Here is a 21,922-nt window from a genome sequence, read left to right on the forward strand (position 1 = left end):
TCGATCAGTCAAACTAATCTACCCTCACCAGCACCCGTTTTGTTGTTTTATGGTTACTTATTATCAGTGTATCGCCTTTGAGAGTAAAAGGCCGCGGCTGGTCCGTGTCTATATACCATGGAATACCGCCACCTGTTACATGATGTGTTACTATCGATTTTTCAAGATCAAGGGAATATGTTCCAAAATATCCAAAAGAAACGTATTCAATATTATCAAACAGGTTGACATTTAATTTTTTTGCAGAATCTTCCGAAATTTTCAATGGAGCATCTGTAGAAATATTCAGATTGAGAATATGGGCTTTGGTGTATGTGAAATAACCTCTTGGATTTTTTCCATAACGATAGATCCATTTACCGGTAAGCGTATCCAGGTCTGTAAATTCAACTAATCGCCAGGTGCCTGCTAAGGGATTGGTTGGCGTTTTTTTATTCTCCCTATTTTTTTTACTTCCTGTTATCTGTGCATAAATACAGGAATGTAGAAGCAGGAGTAAGAAAAATGCAGTTGTTTTTTTCATGGTTTTATTCCTTATCCAATTTCAAAATAGTTTGTAACAATACATTTGCTCCATTGGCCATATCTGTTGGAGTTGAAAATTCTTTGGGTGAATGACTGATACCGCCCACACTGGGAATAAATATCATGGCTGCAGGTGCTATCGACGCTATATGTTGTGAATCATGACCGGCACCGCTTTGCATAAACTTTGTTGAAAAGCCCAAAGCTTTTGCTGATGTGTTGATAGTTTGCTGCAATGCTTTATTGGTTAATGCAGGTTTAGATTCATTTGGCTGACGAACAAAACTGATGGTTGTTTTAAAATCTTTTGCAATAGTTGCTGCCCTCTTTTCCATTTCTTTGAACAGCATTTCAATTTTATCAGCATTCAAATCACGAATCTCCAAACCCAATACTACTTTACCGGGAATAACATTGTAAGCACCGGGCAGCACAGCAATTTTTCCAACAGTACCTACCTGGTAGCCTTTTACGCTGTTGATGACTTCGTTTACAGCAAGGATAAATTTTGATGCGGCTAGTAACGCATCCTGCCGCATGTTCATAGGAGTAGATCCTGCATGGTTGGCAAACCCCTCTACTGTTGCTTCCCAATGTACAATTCCTACAATACCTTCCACCACACCGATCTGTATTTTTTCTTTTTCTAAAATACCGCCCTGTTCAATATGTAATTCAACCCATGCATGGATATCTCCTTTTTTCCGGAGGCAGGATTGAATATTGTCGGGGTTGCCACCAATAGCTTTAATTCCTTCTGCCAGTGTTAATCCACTCTGGCTTATTTGCTGCAACCCTTCTTTGGTTAAGCTACCGGTCATAGCCTTACTGCCAATGGTGCCACCTTCTTCATTGCCAAAAATGATTAGTTCTAAAGGATGTTCGGTAATAACGTTGTTCTCATTCAGTATCTCTATTACTTCCAATGCACTGATAGAACCCAGCGTTCCATCATAATTACCCCCATCGGGTACCATATCAATATGCGAACCGAAGCCAATGGGTTTAAGTGATGGATTTTTTCCTTTGCGTTTGCCGATGATGTTTCCTGCTGCATCAATAGTTGGGTCAAGCCCCGCTTTTTTCATGAGCTCCATAAACCAGGCCCTTCCTTCGATGTCACCTTTTGTATAAGCAACCCTGTAACCATGCCCTTTTTCATCCCGGCCAAATTTTGCCAGTTCAAAAATCCGGCTTTCAATGCGCTGACCGTTCACACTTATACCAGCTACTGCTTTTTTATTGTTGGAAAGTAATGAGCCAAACACACCCATGCCGATAACGGTGAGTGATGATTTTTTAACAAAGGTTCTGCGTTGCATAAATTAATTCTGTTTTAGTATCGTTGTCAATTCGGGCAGGCTACTGTACAAAACATTTTACTTTTTAAACTTCCCATACACCGGTTGTCCCGGAAAAATATTGTTTACTGTTTTGCCATTTCTTAAAACAAAAATTCCATTCACCATTACATACTCAACGCCTGCAGAAAACTCCAATCCTTTCTCAAATGTTGCTTTATCTATAATGGTGTCGGGATTGAATATTGTAATGTCTGCATTAGCACCGACCTGAATTCTTCCTTTGAAACGCATCATTGGTGCAATGCCTTCTAATCGTTGTGCAGGAAGCAATGTCATTTTCTCAATAGCAGTTGAGAGATCAATTACTTTTTCTTCCCGTACATATTTACCCAGCACTCTTGAAAAAGTCCCTGCCATTCTGGGATGTCCCAGCTTTGCGTAAGGCATTCCATCGGAGCCGATGATCGTTCCTTTAGCAGCAATACCCGCTTGTATCCATTCGGGTTTCATGTTATAAATGATAACAATACCTCCTGCTTTCCGGTAGCTTTCAAAAGTTTCTTTAGTGAGCCGTTCACCCGTTGCGATCCACATTAGATCTTCATAGCTGATACCTAATCTTTTTTGCCAGCCTTCATCAAAAACAGGGCTTTGTAAAAGAGTGGATGCTGCAGGATAAGGATAAAGCTCTGTAGTAATATTATATCCTTTCTGCTGTGCAGCTTGCACCATTTCAATGCCTAAATAAATATTACTTAATGTAGAACTATTAATATGCACAATATGCAACGGTGCATTCGTAAGTATTGCATCAGCAATTACTGCCTGCACCGCCATAAATCCTCCTTCCCGCACATGTGTATATACCAATGCCTGAATTGATCCAGCCAACTGAAACATACGAAATACTTCATCTGGTTTTGAACCAGGCACATAACCCAGTGGCATGCCAATACCAATGCCTCCGTTGGATAAAGTTTGTTTTATGTTCTCTATTGTTTTATCAAGTTGTGATTGCGACAAACTAATATTGCTTGCCGGTTTTACTTTATTCAATAAATTTTCAAACCCGGATTGCCCGTTTTGCATTGAAAGGATCAGCTCGTCTTCTTCTTTTTTAAATTCGCCAATAGCACGAAACCTTTCAAAGGGCCAGGATACGCTGGCGCCATAATTAATTAATGCTTTCCCTTTGCGTGAAGCATACCATTTATCTAAATACTCAACGCCCCATTCAAGTTCCAAAGCTGTTGTTACTCCATCATGCATTTCATATTCCTGCTCTTGGTTAGTTCTGCCATGTACATGCATATCGATAAAGCCGGGGGCAACCACCAACCCGCTTACATTAATAGTTTCTTTTCCTTTCAGGGGCTCCAATGAAATTTGTGCAATGCGATTGCCAGTAATGCCCACATTTCTTATTGCATCCAGTTTTGTTTCCGGGTCAATAACCCGGCCACCAGTTAATACAATATCATATTCTATGTTTGATTGTGTATTTGCGTTATGGCAAAATAACATTGCCGACAATGCAATTACTACTCTGGCAAACAGGGTTCTCATTTATATTATATATTTAAAATGCGTGTTTTGTTTTTTACAAATAACTCAACCACCATTTTTCTTTGTGATTCATTTTATACCTGTCATACCATTTACATATTGGATACAGCATTATTACAAGGCCGAGCCATATAAGATATGTAACACCCAATGAAAAACCCTCTCCTGCTTTTGTAAAATTGGCAAAAGCACTGGGATCGCTTACTCCTTCCGAAAATGCGTGGCCTCGTATAAAAAATACAATAGTGGCGAATATGTGGATCAAAAAGAAATGCAGGATATAATAAAAGAATGGCACCCTTCCATATACTGAAACAACCCGGCTAAATCCATTCTGTATATTTCCCCATAAGGCTATAAATAATAATGCCGGGCCAATCGTCATGCACATATATAATAATGAGGGCGGATATTTATGTGTATTAATAAAAGAAAGAAATGAATAGAACGGAGTTCTCTGTTCTGACCAGGGAAGCGGGTTTCCATAGACATTAATAAAACGAAGAATAATAAATAACGCAATTGCCGACAAACCGGTTATTATTAAAAATCTTTTCCGGTAGGCTTCATCACTACTTCGTAATACTTTACCCAAACAATAACCCAGTATCATCAGCCCTGTCCACGGAAGGAAAGGATACATCACTAACAGTGCATGTTTGCCCCATAATGGATGAAACCCAAAACTATGAAGCAGGTTGTACATAAAATTATGAGGACCGGGGTTTGCCCGTTCATAAAAATCAAGCGAGTTATGCCCGAGCACAATCACTAAGCCAATTGCTAATATCAGTTTAAATGGCAACCAGATCAATAAACCAAGAATAACCATGCTGATACCAATAGCCCAGATAACAGTCAGCGCAATTTGCGAAAAGGTTATATCAAATGAAAAAATAAGGTTGATAATAATAATTTCAGCAATGATGAGCCAAAGCCCACGTTTGATCAAAAACAAACTCAGTTCTTTTTTTGATTTACGAGCCGCCTGTAAATAAGCTGATGTGCCGGTCAGGAAAACAAAAACGGGTGCACAAAAATGTGTGATCCATCTTGTAAAATATAGCTCTGGCGTTGTGGTCATTAAATTCAGCGGATCATCTGTCATTGCTCCTATATGAAAAAAATCACGGACATGATCCAGCGCCATAATGATCATCACCAATCCGCGAAGAAGATCAATGGATTCAATTCTTTTTTGATTTTGAAGTAAGGGCTGTTGCATAGTGATGGTTTTTATTTCAGGTGATATTCTTTTTTTACCAGGTTCATTAATCCTATTGCATCTTTTTTTGCAAAATTTGAATGAGATACCAGCCGGCTGCACCAGGTCCGCCACATGCCTAATGAATTATAATATTGTTGCAATTTTTGTTCATTACCTGTAAGCAGTTTGGGTTGCTGTGTAAGAGAATCCACTGTGATCGCCTGGCGTTGCTGCCAGCTTTTACTAAGAAAATAATTACAGAGATCATAATCAAAGATCTCATTTTGTTTTTCCAAAAGACCGATACACTGGCCGGACAGTATTTTTTCAGTTCCTATATAAGTATTACGGATATAACGGTCATATTCGATCACTGCGTCAGACACTGCTGAATTTCGTATGAGCCGGAAATTTCCGGCACTCTTTAATTGTTCTATTGTACGATCACTGTAATTAAAGCTGCTGAAACTTTGGGGAAGAGTTGATGCTTTATACGCATTTAAGATATCCTCCTGTGTTTGCGGGTTTTTGACCGAGGCTTTCAGCGAATCAAATCGTTCAATGTTTGATTTGAATGTTGAAATTGACCGGTTAAAATTCACCGTATCATTTGCCAGGTCATGAAGAAGAGTTTTTATAAATTGCTTTTCCCGCTGGTGTTCCACATAATGTTCCCGCTGGTTCTCAGCAAGAAAACCACAGAATACGGCGAGGAATAACATCAAAAACTCCCAGAAATAGTTTTTCCAGTTTTTCTTTCCATGAGAATGTGAATGTGCATGTACTTCCATGAAACTTTATTTTATGTGATATTCTTTATTGATCAATGAATAAAGGCGACCCGCCATTGTAACAGCTGTTTCTGCATTTTGTAAAAACCATGAATTCATTGCGGAATACTTATGCAGCAGGTTGATATAGTTATCGATCTGTTTTTTATCCGTTGATAGAAAATAAGGCCGCTCGGGTAATCTTACCGCTTCGATTTTAAATTTTTCTTTCATCCAATCTTTGAATACAACAGCTTTAAAAATATCTGCGCCTGCAGCATCCATTCTTTTCCACTGATCCAATAATCCCATGTCCTGCATACTAATCACAAAATTTCTTACAAATCCGTCATACTTTATAATATCATCTGAAACTACGGCGTTCCTGATCAAGCGAAAATTTCCCGAATTTTTTAATTGCTCAATGGTTCTATCGGAATAGACCGCCTTATAGTAAAGGCTTGTCCATACCTGGTGTTTATAGATCTCCAATGCTCCATTATCCATTTCGCTGCTATTAGTTAAAAGAGGAATTAATGAATCAATTTGCAAGTTGAATTGTTTAATGCCATAGATCATCTGTGAAAAAGAAATGGAATCAGCCCGTAAGTCATTAACCATACTTTTCATTAACACTTCTTCACGTTGATGCTCTACAAAATGCTCCCGTTGATTCTCCGCTAAAAATCCGCAGAACACGGCCAGGAACAACATTAGAAACTCCCAGAAATAATGGGTCCATTTTTTTCTTGCAGTATGTGCATGGTGGTGTACTTCCATAAGTTTTTATTTCAGGTGGTATTCTTTTTTTAAAAACTCAATTGTGTTTTTTGCTTTTTCATTGAGTAGTTTCAGTCTCACTTCAATCATAAAATTGCTGCCTTTGAGCTGATGAACATAATAGGCCAGATCAAAGTGAAGGTTTTTATCGTATGACCTTAACGGTGGATTATCAACCGGTCTGTTTATACCATCAATGCTTACCATTTTGTCAAAAACAGAAGGATAAAAAATATGGGATAATAAAGGATCTGCCTCTCTTCTTTCAATACGGTCATCTTCCTGGTTATAATATATATATTCCACCAATTTCTGATAAGATATCATACTGTCTGCCGCCTGTTCATTCCTGATCAACCGTAAAGAACCTGAATTTTTTAATTGTGTAATGGTTCTGTCATTACTTTGAAACCTAACACCCCTCACAAAGGTTCTGCCAAGGTAATAAAGGTCATTTTCGTGCCCTTTAATTTGCTGACTGTTTAAGAGAAGCGTTAGCGAGTCCATTGCTTTCATCTTATTTTGCCTGAAAAGGATATTTTGCCGAATGGCCGCAGTATCTGTTTTTAAATCTTCTATAAATGTTTGTATAAATTTTTCCTCCCGGTCTCTTTCTATTTTATGTTCTAACTGATACTCTGCTAAAAAACCGCAGAACACAGCAAGAAACAACATGAGAAACTCCCAGAAATAATGAGTCCATTTTTTTCTTGCTGTATGTGAGTGTGCATGTACTTCCATAAAATTTATTTCAGATCGTATTCTTTTTGAATAAGTGCCAATAGCTTTCCAGCCTCATCTCTTCTTGTTTTTAACTGATCAATATAATAAAGATTGGTGGACTTAACCGTTACATAAAGATTGTATAGCTCTTTTATTGCCGCATCATCAGTTACTAGTAAGGTAAGGTCATAATCATTTAAACTGTTTATTTTGCCCTGGTAACGGTCATCCAGGTAGCGATTGAAATTTGTATTGTCGAAGTATTTTTCCTTTGACTGTAGCTGTCGCTTATAGAATTCGAGCACATAATTGGTTTGCCCAAGATAGCTGCCATTAATATGACTCTCATAGATGAGGATACTGTCTAATACCTTTTTATTTGATAATAGTCTGAAATTACCGGAATATTTTAATTGCTGAAGTGTTGGTTCGGCTGGTATATAGGTTGCGGAAATTAATTCCGTTTGCTTCCAGTATTTATAGGGCAGCTTGTTATTGAATTGTTTGGGGTTATTAAAAAATATAAACAGTGAATCAAAGAATGGAAACTTTTCTTCAAACTGCCTGGCCCTTAAATTGAATTGCGTCGTGTCATATTTCAAATCAGCGATCAAAGAAGATAGGTATTGCTTTTCTTTCCTATGCTCTACCATATGCTCCCGTTGATTCTCTGCCAGGAACCCGCAGAACACAGCAAGAAACAACATGAGAAATTCCCAGAAATAATGAGTCCATTTTTTTCTTGGTGTATGAGTATGTGCATGTACTTCCATGATTAATTGTATTAATTATTCATTGGGTTCTATTCCCAATTTTTCAGTAATTAGCTTTTGCATTTCTACGCAAGCAGCCCGTGCATCACGAAATGCATCAAGGCTTCTTTTCAATCGTTCCAGCCGCAGTGTAAGTGCGGCACCCATATCATGTCTGAAAATAGCTGCATCATTTCCGCTTAGCTTATCAATATGCCCCGCAATTTTTTCCATCCGGGCCGGGTTTGAATAGTTGCTACTATCAAGATTGATCTGGCAGGTAAGATCATAGCTTTTATACAAAGCAGGGATAAAAAGTTCGGTGTAATATTTTTTTTCAAACTCCTGGTTGCGGTACTGAGCAAAATTGGTGATGCGTTCATAGTCCATCGTTTTTTTCAGGAACTCAATATTACCCACATAGCGCAACGAGCCGGATGATTTCATTTGCTCATATGTTTCTTTTCTTACCAAAAAATTCCGTACCCATACGGCTCCCATTTTTCTGGCAAATGCAGCCCTGTCGATAGTAGCACTGTCTTCCAGCAGCCATGTTACAAGAGAATCATGATTGGTAATGATGATGCGATCGCCGATAAGCAGTGAATCGAGGTTTTTGATATTAGTACGAACATCCACCAGCATGCTTTGCAAAAATTGTTTTGCTCTTTCCTTTTCAATTTTATGTTCAAGCTGGTACTCTGCATAAAAACCGCAGAACACAGCAAGAAACAACATGAGAAATTCCCAGAAATAATGTGTCCATTTTTTCCGGGCAGTATGTGAGTGTGCATGTACTTCCATGTTTTTTAATTTAGAATTCAGAGTTTAGAATTATGAATAGCAGTTGGATGTTTTGTAACCTTACTCATAATCCTTAATTCATAACTCATACTTTGTTATTATTTCAGGTGATATTCTTTTTTAAGATCAATTATCAGTTCAGTTGCAAGTGCTTGTGCTTGTTGCCACCGTGTATTTATTTGATATTGAAAGTTTCTTTGTTGTACAACAACCATATTCAATAGCTCATTTATTTTTTCCCTTTTATTTTCAAGTGACCCGGTTTTATAAGAAAAGAGAATTTCCTTTGTCTCAGTAGACATTGTATCAAGTGAGGCTAAGAAATATTTTGAGAACTCATGGTGAAGTGCTGGTTCAATGGTCGAATTGATCAATGGTAGCAGCATGTTGCCTCTTGCGGCATTTGCATTAGCTTCCGATTTCACATCATTTACAAGGCCATCATATTCTAACAGTTTTTTTAACAGCTGCCCATTTTTAAAATATCGCAGGCTACCTGAGTTTTTGATTTGCTCAAATGTGTTCCGGCTCCAGGAAACAGGAACGGTCCAATAAGTAAAGCGGGTATAAAAAGAAAATTGAGCTGCTCTTCGTCCTACTAAAGGTGCATTGCTGAGTTGAAATAAACTATCCACTACCTCAATATATAAACGGGCAGATTTTTTTTCGGTGGTTATAGCGGCTGTATCATTTTGCAGATCCTGTACTAATGATTTTGCAAATTCTTTTGCCCGGTGCTGTTCTATTTTATGTTCCCGTATGTTTTCAGCCAAAAAACCGCAGAACACAGCAAGAAATAACATTAAAAACTCCCAAAAATAATGCGTCCATTTTTTTCTTGAAGTGTGAGGGTGGTGGTGTACTTCCATAAACTTTATTGTAAATGATATTCTTTTTGAAGATAACTTATCATTGCTTCTCCTGTATGTTTTAGCTCTGTTATCCGCTGAATGATCCCTCTTCCGGACCCATTGATATAAACTGCAAATACAGACAATTGCTTTATGAGGCTGATATCATAAGATTGCAATGGTGGGTTCAGATCTGTCCGAGCTATTTCACCATCCTTCATTTCCATGCTGGTGAATATCGCCGGGTCAAAAATCCGGGAAGCTATAGATTTATATTGATCAAATTCTCCAAAAAAAAGTTCTTCAATTAACCGGATCATCGGAACGTTTTCATAGTACGCCATAATTTGATTAGATGTTTCAATTTTTCTGATCAAACGAAAGTTTCCAGAATTTTTAAGTTGTTCAAATGTGCGGTTATTGACCGTAAGGGTTTGCAAACGAGGTGACATTCTTGCGAAATAATATAAAAGACCTTCTTTACCACATATACTACCGGGATAGTTAAGCATATTGATCATACTATCCATAATGGTAATACGCTTTCTTTGCTTAATTAATTCCTGGCTGAACATTTTATCATTTTCTCTCAGGTCTTCATACAGAGATTTTATGTATTGCAGTTCCCTGTCCTTTTCAATTTTATGCTCCAGCTGGTATTCTGCTAAAAATCCACAGAACACAGCGAGAAATAGCATTAAAAATTCCCACAAATAGTGTCTCCATCTTTTTCTTGGGGTATGAGTGTGTGCATGTACTTCCATAAATGATTTATTGGATCTTTTTGATCTCTCCTTTTTGCCCGCTGTTAAAGAACCAGGTTTTGATTACTTTACCTGAAGCATCAACCTCAAATTCCAACTGGCGATCTGTATCATCCGAATAAAAGAATTTTGTTTCCGATTCAGGTTTCAGTTCTATATCAGGAGTACCATCGCGGTGGCGGTATAGCTTTCCATCTTTCTTAATAAGCTCAAGCGTTAAGCCGGCAGAATACTTTCCAACATACCTGTCTAAAAGTGCCGGATCAATTTTTACTTCTTTATGTATATAAGGAACTTCAACCGGCAGGTCGAATAAGATATCTGCCATGGCGATAGCTATAAAATCAGTGTTCATCTCGTTGTTTGAAAATACAACTGTACAGATATCATCATTTACAAACCTGCTTAGGTTGGTTGAAAAACCGGGTATGCCTCCATTATGCCAGATACGAAAATGTTTTTCCATCGAGTCAATAATGACACCGTATCCATAATTACTTTTTCCCGGTGTAAACATTTTTTGCTTTGAAGCATCTGTAAGAACCGCATTACCGTAAAGGGCCCTATCCCATTTATACAGATCATCAAGCGTAGAATACAAAAAGCCAGCGCTGAATGGCCATTCCATACTGATATAATCAGCATTGTTTGTTTGTTTTCCTTTCCGGGAATATCCCTTTGCCCTTAATGAAAGCACACTATCCAGTTTATCTACCCCGGAATTCTTCATACCAAGTTTATCTAATATGTTTTGTCGCAGGTAATCATTATAAGATTGGCCGCTGACCTTTTCGATAATACAGCCTAATAAAAAATAACCGGAATTATTATAGGTCCATTTTGTACCAGGTGAAAAATTGTAAGGAACTTTTTTAAAATAGGCAATGATCGAATCCTTTGACCAGGGTAGTGTTGCTACTTCCACAAAGTTTTTCTGATCTGTATAACTTGCAATGCCGGATGTATGATTGAGCAGCATATGAATAGTAACACTATCTCCTTTAGGAAAATCGGGATAGAATTTACTGAGCTTATCATCCAATGATAATTTTCCTTTTTCCACCAATTGAAGGATACAAGCAGCAGTAAATTGTTTAGTGACTGAGCCGATCCTGAATTTTGCATCCGCGGTATTAGCAATACTCCATTCCCTGTCTGCAAGACCATATCCTTTTCTCAGTAACACTTTATTTTGTTTCATTACCAGCACAGCACCGCTGAAGCCTTTAATATCTGCCTGGGCCTGCATATACTGATCCAGCAATTGCGGATAATTTTTTTGCGCAGCCATTGAAAGCGGCAGCATAAGCAATAGGAAAACCTTTTTCATGTTTATTTAAATTTATGTGACGATGAAATCTATTAACTGAATTATTCTCCCGGGTGATAACTTCTTTCAATATGCTTCATTACATCCTCCTTATAAAACAATACATCTTTAAAGATCCCTTTACTATACATTTCTCCCTGGTCAAAAAAATGGGGTGAGTTTTCTTTACCGCTATTACCTCCGGCCAGCAATGATTTTGCTTTTATTTTTTTGCCGAACTCAACAGCGCAAATAAAACTGTTACCGTGTATGCCATATCTTTTTTTAGTATTGGGAAAACTGCGGCTTGAATATGAAGGTAACATACCCCATGTAGAAGATACAAAACCATCGGGAATACTTGGTTTGCTGTCATCAAATTTGTTATCAATGTCGGAGGAGATGCGCTGAAAACGATTGATCTCTCCCCATGGAATTTGCCAGCGGCCAAATTTATTTTGCAGATCATTGATTGTTGCAAGTAACGGTTGTAATAATTCATCGGGCTTTGCATTAGTGGCAAAATAATTTGCTTTATCTACCTGGTCAGCATTTTCTTTATTGCTGATCTTTATTCTCGCCATTGCAGTTCCAATTTTTTGTCCCCACTCAACGGCAAGTGTTGTGGCAATTGAATTTTCACCACATCTGTAATCCCAGTTCTTTAAAATAGATACGGGCCCTATAAGCAAAGCATACAATGAATCATTGTATGAAATATTTTTTTCAAATGAACTTACTAATGCAGGAACTAATATTTCAAATGCTGAAAGTCTTTTATCATAACCCGCTTTGATCACTTTATCAATATCATACTTATTTTCTTCGCTTAATACTCTTACAGCATTCACACCACGAAAGTTTTCTCCATCCGGCGCCATATAGGCAGGATAGTTTTCTTTCTTCGGGCTATTGTTACCGGCAACTGTATAGGGAGTAGAGTTACAATTCTGCAACCAGCCATTTACAGGGTTAATGCTTTGAACCGTTTCGCTGATATTATGATAGCCTTTCCATTCGGTTGCAGATATACTTCCATCAACAGCTTTGCTCCAGTCATATTTAGTATCTCTTACAGGTATGCGGTTGCCATGCCAGTAAGCAATATTGCCATCTGCATCTGCATACACGGTATTGTTAGAAATATTTCCTTTTAAATCCAGTGTTTTTTTAAATGCTTCAAAACTTGTTGCTTTTGTCCGCTGCCAGCATTGTATCAATCCATTCATAATTCGGTTATCCGCTTTTACACTTATCAATTGTCCGTTTCGTCTTGCCATAATAGGGCCATGATGAGTGAACAGAGCATTAATGATCATTGTTGTTTTATTTCCATCTCCTTTATTTACTGCTATCGGAATTATTTTTTGAACAACCGGTTTCTGTTTGCCATCATACTCATACACCCAACCATTATCTTTTTTCGAAACTTTTTCTATATAAGTATCGGCTGCATCTACTGCACTTGAAGTGTGCATCCATCCGCAGTGTTCATTAAAACCCTGGTAAACGAAAAACTGTCCCCATGTTACAGCGCCATAAGCATTCAAACCTTCTTCACTTACCATATGCACTTCGGGACGGAAATAAAAAGTAACATGTGGGTTAATATATAATATAGAGTTTCCGGATGCAGTAATTTTTGGTGAAAATGCAAACCCATTTGAACCAGTCACTACTTCTTCTTTTTCTTCCTGGTTCAATGCAGTAAAAGATTCAGGAGAATATAAACTCTTCAGATCATTCATAGAAATATCTGCTGTACTGATGGCTCCGATGCTTCCATCTGTCCACAGCAAAGGATACCAGGCTTCAAAGTGCTTTAGCAAGGCCGGCTGAACAGAAGGGTTTTTATACAAGTAATAATTAATACCATCGGCAAAAGCAATACATAATTTTTTTAACCATGCAGGAGCTTTGTTATAATCTGCTCTGGCTTCTTGTTGGTCAATTACCAATCTTATCAACAGGTCATCATACAAAGAGCTTTCGCCTTTTACTTCTGCCATTCTCCCCAGTTTTTCAATATAATTCATCTCCACCCGTTTGAAATCATCTTCACATTGTGCATATAGTAAACCAAATACAGCATCTGCGTCTGATTTACCATATATATGCGGTATGCCCCAGTTATCACGGATGATGGTTACCTTTTTTACCTGCTTTTCCCAACGGGTAATTTCTTCTTTGGAAAAATCCGCCCGTGCCGGTACGGACGGGGATTGTGAGAATATTTGAAGTGGAAAAAAAAGCAGGAGGAAGGTTATTCTTTTCATGAGTCAATTTACAAATTATTACAGGTTATAGTACTTTTTAATGTTCAACAATCCTTATCATTCCAGGTCATATTCATCCCTGATTATTTCAATTAATCTCGTTGCCCTGCTTTTTGTCCACTGCATCACTGATAAATAATTATTCAATATATGTTTTCTCGAATACGTACGGTTAGAATACTCTGCAAGTAAGGCGGGGTCATTACTGATCAATGCTGCTCCGTCTTTGATAATAGTAACTGCACCAAGCGGACCAATTTCCCGTATAAGATATTTATTGTGAAATAACCTGGCAGATACATCACTCCTGCCTGAAGCAATAAAATCTAAACGGTCACTTATGTTATTACACGTTTCTACATATTGCCAATATTTAAGAAGGGAATCGGAAACTATTTTTTTTCTAATAAGTCGCATAGACCCGGAATTTTTAAGCTGGGAAGATGTGCTGTTTTCGAATCCAACGTCGACAACTCTTGTGGAGTTTGAGCCAAGTAAATAGATCTTTTTAATAGTATTAGGAGTAAGGAGTTCGTTATTAATTGTCTCAACCAGGGTGTCTGCAATAGTTTTTTGCTGCACTCCTAATTGATATACGCTTTCGAGCATTGCTGTATCAAGCTGCAGATCTTTCAACAGGCTTACCATATATTGCTTCTCCCTGTCTTTCTCAATTTGATGCTCCAATTGATACTCTGCTAAAAAACCACAGAACACAGCAAGGAACAACATGAGAAACTCCCAGAAATAATGTGTCCATTTTTTTCTTGCTGTATGTGAATGAGCATGTACTTCCATAAATTTTATTTCAGTTTATATTCTTTACGCAGTTCTTGTAATAATTTTTGATTAGCTGTCATATAATCTTTCATCGCCAGTGTCCGTGTTGATACCAGCATTTGTTTATAAAACAATATCATATTTATTACTTCTTTTCTGTCAAAAGATTCAAGATTTAATATTCCTGCTTTTATGAAAGTGTCACTAGCCCGGTACCTGGCAATAAGATCCATGTTATATCCGTTTTGATCTTGCTTCCTCAATTCATTCATCCAGCCAAAATCATAGTGTTTTAAATCAAACGGTTTTATAGGATTGGCAAAGAACTGGTATTCCTGGTCGTTTCTGTCACGAACATTGTTGATATAGGTGCTGATCTCACCAAAAAGTTTTTGCAGGTATGCACTTTTAAAATACCTGAGCGAACCCGAACCTTTGAGCTGACTCAGAACCCCATCTTTGGGTTCAAATGTGTAGCTGGTAATTAAATACATTACAACAGTATAAGCAGGGTAAAACTCTTTTGACAAATTCGTTAATGAACTATCGCGGATATAGCTGACCAGGTAATCACAATCTTTTTCTTTTCCCAGCCTTCCTTTTATTTTATTAGCAAATACAATAGAGTCGGCATATAGCTCATCATACAATGCTTTGGCATATTCTTTCTCCCGCTGATGTTCGATGGTATGTTCCAATTGATACTCGGCTAAAAAACCACAGAACACAGCCAGGAATAACATCAGGAACTCCCAGAAATAATGTGTCCATCTTTTTCTTGCGGTATGAGTGTGAGCATGTACTTCCATACGTTTATACTTTAGTCAAAAGAATATTCTTTTTTAATTGCTTCAATAAGCCCTTTTGCCCAGTTTTGAAGGGCGATAGCATTACGGATATAAAATTTAATGGTAGTGGAATAGTAATGATAGTTTAGCGATACGGTGTTTATATCCTTTACATCAGTAGAAAGCAGAGATGGCTTTACCAAAGGTTTGCTGATAGTTGTTCTTTGGCCATTCGAATTACTTCTAGAGATAATTTTTATATTCATCGTCATTTCCTGAAAAACATAACTGTCAAACAACCGGGTATTCCCTTTGTGAATTTCATCCATTTTCAAACGCAGCAGGTCTATCTGATTTTCCAGCCACTGAAAGGATGCATAATAGGTGCCGATACTATCGAGCAATTCTTTGTCCTTTATATACCGGAGCAAGCCTGCAGTCTTAAGCTGCTCAAAAGACTTTGAGTTGGTATAGTAATATCCAAGATTGGCAGTAACAGTTCTGGCGGCAAAATAAATATCCGTAGTGTTTGTAATATCGGAGTGCAGCAATTCGATCAATGAATCGGCCATCTGTGCACTGTAACTATTACGGTCTGTTACCGAATCAAAAAGAGTGATATCTGATTGAAGATCGGATAACATAGAGTTCAATTGTGTCTTCACTTCTTTTTTGTGAAGAATGCCTTCCCGGGTGTTTTCAGCATAAAACCCCAATGAAACAGCGAGGAATAACATTAAAAACTCCCAGAAATAATGTGTCCATTTTTTTCTTGCTGTATGTGAGTGTGCATGTACTTCCATGGGGGTTATTATTTTAACTTGTATTTTGTTTTGATCAGTTCAATAAGTTGGTTTGCATTTATTTTTCTGTCAGCAGCTACATTGTTGTTCAGCGACAAGGCACCATAAAAATACCCGGCACTTGTCAGCAGCTCGTTAATAGCAATTTTGTCTTCACTAATCAATGCATCACCGGTTAAATTCACTTGCTTTTTTTCTTTAATTATTTTCAGCAAAGCTTCACCATCAAAAATTTTTGCCATAGCCTCAGCATAATTATCACTCCATACCATACCCACCTCATTGTAAGTATCCAACTCAGATAAAGAGCTATAATAAGAAGAAACTTTTCCGGCCACATCTTTATTCCGTATCAATCTTAAATGGCCAGAGCTTTTCATCTCTTCATAGGTACGCTTTACCATGGCTATTTGTTTCCATTTAGCAGTAAGTATCCTTGCAGAATAAGCAAGTTTGCTTATATACATTCTCCGGTCTGGTCTTTTTATTAAAAATGTTAGGGTATCCACCAAATCCCGGACCACTGCATTTCTTGCAGCGTAGTCTGAATAAATTGCTGTGTCGGTTTTCAAATCATCGAGCATATTCTGCATATAAATCTTCTCCCTGTCTCTTTCTATTTTATGCTCCAGCTGATACTCTGCCAAAAAACCGCAGAACACAGCAAGGAACAACATTAAAAACTCCCAGAAATAATGTGTCCATCTTTTTCTTGCGGTATGAGTGTGAGCATGTACTTCCATAAATCAATTGTGTTTCCGGTTATTTTTTAAAATGATATTCTTTATCAATTTCCTGCATCAAAGCAATAGCCGTTTCTCTTGCCCATCGCAGATAAGCATTGTACTCTTTCATGTTGTTTTCATTTATGGCAACATCATTATATAAAAGTTTTAGATCGGCAGGATTGTTGTTTAATAGGGTAAGGGGTGGATCACTATTTAAGATCTTATTGTTTCTGCTGATGATTGAATCTGGGGTTAGTTCTTTAAATGTTGTTTCTGTTGAAAGCATTTGATCAAAGGGCTCATAATAAAAAAACCTGGCACTGGAGATGCTGAGCCGTTCATTGGATCTCCTTAGTTTCTCTTCCTGGTCTTCACAGGCAGATATTTTCCGTTCATAATAATCACTGATTGATGAAGACATTACATCATTTTTAATTAAACGAAAACTACCTGAATTTTTTAATTGGGTGATGGCTGTACGGTTGAATACAACTGAATTAAAATCTGAGCATTTTAACCATAATTCATATAGCCGATTGCCATTAATTTGCCCGTTTACGGCGTGGCTGATTTCAGCCCTCAATGAATCCAGTTGCTTGCCTATGGTTTCATTATTAACCAGATTTCGATTATAGCGAATGGTATCATACTTTAAGTTTTCTACCATATCATACATATACTTTCTGGCTCTTTCCTTTTCTATTTTATGCTCCAACTGGTACTCTGCCAAAAATCCGCAGAACACAGCAAGGAACAACATCAAAAATTCCCAGAAATAGTGGGTCCATTTTTTTCTTGACGTATGTGTATGTGCATGTACTTCCATTCGTTCTAATTTTTAAAAATGATACTTTTCTGAGAAATAGTTTATCAAGGATTTAGCTCTTTCATTTAGGTCATAGATATTATGATATTGGTTTCTCATTAATTGCTGATACCGCGATATAATTGAAAATAACCTGTCTATTTTTGACTGATCCTTGTTATTGATCAAATTGGTTCCCGGGATAAACCTTCTATCACTATTCTGCATAATGCCTTTATAATACACATCGTAGTTCAACAATTCAAAATATGCATTACGTAAAAGTGTTTGAATTTCCTGTACCCCTGTTCGTTCCCCCTGTAATTGTTCCCGCAATTCAGAATCATATTTTGTAATACTGTCTGCATCTTGTTTCGAAATTAATCTTAATGCCCCCGAGCTTTTCAGTTGTTGTAATGTCCTGTCTTCAGTGATAATATCCGGGAAACCAAAAGACCAAACAAGGATCTCCGAAAGACATTCGTTAAAATCCCCACCTTTTTTAATTATAGTGTAACAATCATAGTTATGGCTGAGCACTTTCACTTTCTTATCATAAGTTTCGAGGAGTCCCTTGTAAGTGACAGTATCGGATTTTAGGTCGGCAAGAAAACTTCTCAGGTATTCCTTACCTCGCTTATGTTCGACTTTGTGTTCCCGGATATTCTCCGCATAAAAGCCAGCAATAACTGCCAGGAATAGCATGAGAAATTCCCAAAAATAATGGGTCCACTTTTTCCGTGGTGTGTGGGTGTGGCTATGTACTTCCATAAAAAATTATTTGAGGTGATATTCTTTCCTTAATTCTCTTAGCAATTCAGTGTTCAGGTCAATATATTTTTGAAAATGCTGCTGACGTGTGGCCCTAATAGCACTCATTCCGAAAAGACCGAGGACATTGATCGCTGTCTTCCTGTCAAAGTTTTCCATATGACCAAAATGGAAAGGAATGGTCTCATCACTTTTTTCATATCTGGCAATTGCATCAATGAATAGTAGTGTACCACCGCTTGTGATCCTTGAATCGAATTCGTAGTCGTAATGGCTAATTGTAAAAGGTTGAAGAAATTGCTCCCTGATATTATTTTCAAGTGCCTGGCGATCGTTAATTTGAAGAATAGCTACTGAAAGGTCTCCTATGAGCTTTTGCAATTCCTGGCTCCTGAAATAACGTAACGACCCGGAGTTTTTAAGTTGTTCAAGCACTATTGTCCTGGCTTCAAAAACTGAAGGTGTCCTGAAATGGATACCATATAAAAAATGAATAGAAAAAGTTTTGGAAACATTACTGAGGCTGCTATCCTTAAAATATGCCATAAGCCATTTGAGAGAATTTTCCTGCCGCAGACGATTTTTCACTCTTAAACTGATATTGACCGAATCATCACGGAGTTCATCGTAAAGATTCCTTGCCAGCTCTTTTGCCCGGTCTTTTTCAATCTTATGTTCCAATTGATACTCTGCTAAAAATCCACAGAACACAGCAAGGAATAACATTAAAAACTCCCAGAAATAATGTGTCCATTTTTTTCGCGGCGTGTGTGAGTGTGCATGTACTTCCATATTCTAATTTTTTATACGGTATTCTTTTCTCAACTCTTTTAATAATTCAGCATTCAGGTCCATGTATTTTTGAATAAACGTTATCCGGGTAGAGCTGATAAGGTTGCTGCCATAAAATGATAGTATACTTCCTATATTCTCTCTGTCCAGCTTATCTATTCCTTTAAACTGGTAAGGAATACTATCGCTACTCAATTCATATTTCTCAATTTCAACCAAAATAGATTTATCATTTTCCCTTAACCGGGTATCAAAATCAAAATCATAATGTTTTAGTATCAGTGGGTTGATAAGTTCCACTCTATACTGACTTTCCATTTCCTGTCTGTCATAAATATTTTTAATAACAACTGTCAGGTCTCCTATCAACTGTTGCAATCTGTTGTTTTTAAAATACCGTAACGAACCTGAATTTTTTAACTGATCAAGAATTACGGTCCGTGGTTCAAACAAAGAAGGACTTCGGAAGTTGATGCCGTATTCAAAACTCAGTACAAATTCTTTGGGTACGTTTGAAAGGTCGCCGCTTTTGAAGTACTTTATCAGGTACTTCATGCCCTTTTCCAGTTTGATTCGGTTCTGAACTTTTACTACTGCATTGGCAGAATCGGTTTTCAATTCTTCATAAAAACTTTTTGCCAATTCCTTCGCTCTGTCTTTTTCTATTTTATGTTCCAGTTGATATTCTGCTAAAAATCCGCAGAACACAGCAAGGAACAACATTAAAAACTCCCAGAAATAATGGATCCATTTTTTTCTTGAAGAGTGTGAATGGTGGTGTACTTCCATAAATTATTATTAAATTTCATTTCCCTGGTCACAATTTTTTTTCATTTGCTTTTAAGACCCGTAAAAGATTTCCCCCAAGAATTTTATTGATATCCTTTTTGCTATACCCTTTTTCTACCAGTGCTTTTGTAATTAAAGGATAAGCTGTTACATCATCTAATTGTTTCGGTGTAATGTTAATGCCATCAAAATCAGAACCGAGACCAACATAATCAACTCCAACCAATTTAACGATGTAATCAATATGCTGAATGAGCATTGATAGAGGTGGCCGGATGTTGTCAGCTTCCGCTGTGTACTTAGCTACAATATAGTCTTCCGTATAAAAACCTTTCATGCCGCTTTTCAGCAATGAATCTATTTCTGCTGCATGTTTTTGAAAAAACAATTCTTCCATTTTTCCGGCGGTACTGTCAATAAAACCGGGATTAAAATTGAGTTGAATAACTCCACCGTTTTTTGCAATTGCTTTTATTTGTTCATCTTTTAAGTTGCGCCGATGCGGTGTAAGATTATAAACGCAACTATGTGAAGCAATGATCGGTTTTGAAGTGATGTTTATTATATCCCGGAAAGTTTGTTCGCCGACATGGCTCACATCTATCATCATTCCAAGTTCATTCATGCGTTTTACAACTTGTTTACCAAAATCTGTAAGTCCTTTATGTTGCAGATCGGGTTTTGTTGTTTCATCAGCTGCACTCGTAGCCCAGGATGGAGCTGTGTTATGTGTTAAGGTCATGTACCTTGCGCCACGATTATACAATGCATCTAATTTACCCAGATCATCTTCGATCATATGACCACCTTCCACTCCAAACATGGCAGCGATCTTATGTTGTTTCACTGCTTTTAGCAGTTCAGCATAATTGGCAACCTTTACAATTTTATCAGGATTGCGTGCAGCCACCGCATCAAGGCTGTCCATTTCCCTGTTTGCAAAGGCATACGGATTTTTTAAACCTCCATCGCAATAAACAGAGAACAATTGTACATCCAGCCCGCCTTTTTTCCATCGGGCCAGATCGGAATGTGTTTTACCAGTAAGGTCCTGGTCAAATACAACTCCTATATCAGCAGCCTTCATCAGTATATCATTGTGTGTATCCACAACAATGGCTTTCGCATGAGTTTTTTTATAGGATTGCGCCACAAGTTGCTGCGTGAATAAAATACTGAGCAGTAAAATTTTTGTTTTCATCTTTCCTGTTTATTTCAGATAATATGCTGTTTTCAATGTATGTAAAAGATTAGCAATGTGTCCATTTTTTTCTTGCAGTGTGTGTGTGCATGTACTTCCATAGTTATTTTATTTCAAGTGATATTCTTTTTTTAACAGATCAATTAATTCAAAAGCTTTTTTCATCGCTGGCGTTTGCTTACCAAGCAGAGCATTACAGGCGGCATCATTAATGCCCATAATATTAATAAGTTCCTGATCTGATCCGGGAGTACGGTCGAGAATGACATATTTTTTATTATAAGCCGAATCATTCAAGGTATTTAGATCCTGGAATCGAAAATGCTTTATCATATACGGGACAGTATATTCTGTAAAATGTTTATCTACTCCTTCAGCATCATAATTGGCCCTTGGCAACATAATCTCGTAATATTTTTGCAATGCAGTGGTAAGATCATCATTTTGAATATAACGCAAACTGCCCGATGCTTTCATTTGACTATAGGTGGCTGTTGTAAATTCTGGTTTAAAACTTTTTAGTAACAGAAAAAAATTTGACATCAATACAGAGTCAGTGGGTTTCACAGGGCCAGTCATAATTTCCATAAATTGAGCATGTACTTTCTGCCTCTCCTGTAATTTTTGAAGTCTTACTTGAAAGAACGTTGAATCTTCACGAATGTCTGACAATAATCGCCTTGCAAATTTCTTTTCACGTTGATTCTCGACATAATGCTCTCTTTGGTTCTCTGCCAAAAATCCGCAGAACACAGCAAGGAATAACATTAAAAACTCCCAGAAATAATGTGTCCATTTTTTTCTTGCGGTATGTGTGTGTGCATGTACTTCCAT

23 protein-coding genes are annotated in these 21,922 nt (G+C 37.4%); all 23 read right to left on the reverse strand.

The features are described from left to right. Positions 1–13: 13 nt before the first annotated feature. A complete protein-coding gene (locus tag E6H07_04430; protein TMI65174.1) occupies positions 14–523 on the reverse strand; it encodes a lipocalin-like domain-containing protein in 510 nt (169 codons plus the stop codon). 4 nt (positions 524–527) lie between these two features. Then, a complete protein-coding gene (locus tag E6H07_04435; protein TMI65175.1) occupies positions 528–1,847 on the reverse strand; it encodes a Zn-dependent hydrolase in 1,320 nt (439 codons plus the stop codon). 57 nt (positions 1,848–1,904) lie between these two features. Next, entirely contained in the window at positions 1,905–3,395 is a 1,491-nt protein-coding gene (locus tag E6H07_04440; protein TMI65176.1) for a D-glutamate deacylase, read from the reverse strand. 34 nt (positions 3,396–3,429) lie between these two features. Continuing rightward, the gene (locus E6H07_04445) at positions 3,430–4,620 is read right to left on the reverse strand and encodes a DUF1624 domain-containing protein (protein TMI65177.1); all 1,191 of its coding nucleotides are present in this window, start codon (positions 4,618–4,620) and stop codon (positions 3,430–3,432) included. Between the two features lie 11 nt (positions 4,621–4,631). Then, on the reverse strand, positions 4,632–5,393 hold the full coding sequence (locus E6H07_04450; GenBank protein ID TMI65178.1) for a hypothetical protein: 762 nt from the start codon (positions 5,391–5,393) through the stop codon (positions 4,632–4,634). 6 nt (positions 5,394–5,399) lie between these two features. Continuing rightward, complete coding sequence (locus E6H07_04455) at positions 5,400–6,152, reverse strand: hypothetical protein (GenBank protein ID TMI65179.1); 753 nt, start codon at positions 6,150–6,152, stop codon at positions 5,400–5,402. Positions 6,153–6,158: 6 nt separating this feature from the next. Next, on the reverse strand, positions 6,159–6,893 hold the full coding sequence (locus tag E6H07_04460) for a hypothetical protein (GenBank protein TMI65180.1): 735 nt from the start codon (positions 6,891–6,893) through the stop codon (positions 6,159–6,161). Between the two features lie 5 nt (positions 6,894–6,898). Then, positions 6,899–7,648, reverse strand: coding sequence for a hypothetical protein (locus E6H07_04465; GenBank protein TMI65181.1), 750 nt, complete (start codon positions 7,646–7,648; stop codon positions 6,899–6,901). A 15-nt stretch (positions 7,649–7,663) separates the two neighbouring features. Further along, a complete protein-coding gene (locus tag E6H07_04470) occupies positions 7,664–8,431 on the reverse strand; it encodes a hypothetical protein (GenBank protein TMI65182.1) in 768 nt (255 codons plus the stop codon). Between the two features lie 98 nt (positions 8,432–8,529). Next, complete coding sequence (locus E6H07_04475; GenBank protein TMI65183.1) at positions 8,530–9,300, reverse strand: hypothetical protein; 771 nt, start codon at positions 9,298–9,300, stop codon at positions 8,530–8,532. A gap of 5 nt (positions 9,301–9,305) precedes the next feature. Further along, the gene (locus tag E6H07_04480; GenBank protein ID TMI65184.1) at positions 9,306–10,046 is read right to left on the reverse strand and encodes a hypothetical protein; all 741 of its coding nucleotides are present in this window, start codon (positions 10,044–10,046) and stop codon (positions 9,306–9,308) included. A 7-nt stretch (positions 10,047–10,053) separates the two neighbouring features. Next, positions 10,054–11,376 carry a serine hydrolase gene (locus E6H07_04485; GenBank protein ID TMI65185.1) on the reverse strand — a complete coding sequence of 441 codons (1,323 nt, stop codon included), beginning with the start codon at positions 11,374–11,376 and terminating at the stop codon, positions 10,054–10,056. A 41-nt stretch (positions 11,377–11,417) separates the two neighbouring features. After that, positions 11,418–13,631: an acylase gene (locus E6H07_04490; GenBank protein ID TMI65186.1), complete on the reverse strand. Its 2,214-nt coding sequence runs from the start codon at positions 13,629–13,631 to the stop codon at positions 11,418–11,420. Positions 13,632–13,688: 57 nt separating this feature from the next. After that, a complete protein-coding gene (locus tag E6H07_04495; protein TMI65187.1) occupies positions 13,689–14,429 on the reverse strand; it encodes a hypothetical protein in 741 nt (246 codons plus the stop codon). Between the two features lie 5 nt (positions 14,430–14,434). Then, positions 14,435–15,220: a hypothetical protein gene (locus E6H07_04500; protein TMI65188.1), complete on the reverse strand. Its 786-nt coding sequence runs from the start codon at positions 15,218–15,220 to the stop codon at positions 14,435–14,437. An 11-nt stretch (positions 15,221–15,231) separates the two neighbouring features. Further along, the gene (locus E6H07_04505) at positions 15,232–16,002 is read right to left on the reverse strand and encodes a hypothetical protein (protein TMI65189.1); all 771 of its coding nucleotides are present in this window, start codon (positions 16,000–16,002) and stop codon (positions 15,232–15,234) included. Between the two features lie 8 nt (positions 16,003–16,010). Then, on the reverse strand, positions 16,011–16,745 hold the full coding sequence (locus tag E6H07_04510; GenBank protein TMI65190.1) for a hypothetical protein: 735 nt from the start codon (positions 16,743–16,745) through the stop codon (positions 16,011–16,013). A gap of 19 nt (positions 16,746–16,764) precedes the next feature. Beyond that, positions 16,765–17,556: a hypothetical protein gene (locus E6H07_04515; GenBank protein TMI65191.1), complete on the reverse strand. Its 792-nt coding sequence runs from the start codon at positions 17,554–17,556 to the stop codon at positions 16,765–16,767. Positions 17,557–17,568: 12 nt separating this feature from the next. Continuing rightward, a complete protein-coding gene (locus tag E6H07_04520; protein ID TMI65192.1) occupies positions 17,569–18,306 on the reverse strand; it encodes a hypothetical protein in 738 nt (245 codons plus the stop codon). A 6-nt stretch (positions 18,307–18,312) separates the two neighbouring features. Further along, positions 18,313–19,098, reverse strand: coding sequence for a hypothetical protein (locus E6H07_04525; GenBank protein TMI65193.1), 786 nt, complete (start codon positions 19,096–19,098; stop codon positions 18,313–18,315). A 3-nt stretch (positions 19,099–19,101) separates the two neighbouring features. Further along, on the reverse strand, positions 19,102–19,887 hold the full coding sequence (locus E6H07_04530; protein ID TMI65194.1) for a hypothetical protein: 786 nt from the start codon (positions 19,885–19,887) through the stop codon (positions 19,102–19,104). Positions 19,888–19,915: 28 nt separating this feature from the next. Beyond that, positions 19,916–21,088, reverse strand: a complete 1,173-nt coding sequence (locus tag E6H07_04535; protein ID TMI65195.1) for a membrane dipeptidase — start codon at positions 21,086–21,088, stop codon at positions 19,916–19,918. 108 nt (positions 21,089–21,196) lie between these two features. Then, positions 21,197–21,922: a hypothetical protein gene (locus tag E6H07_04540; protein TMI65196.1), complete on the reverse strand. Its 726-nt coding sequence runs from the start codon at positions 21,920–21,922 to the stop codon at positions 21,197–21,199.

The organism is Bacteroidota bacterium, from assembly GCA_005882315.1.
GTDB lineage: Bacteria > Bacteroidota > Bacteroidia > Chitinophagales > Chitinophagaceae > VBAR01.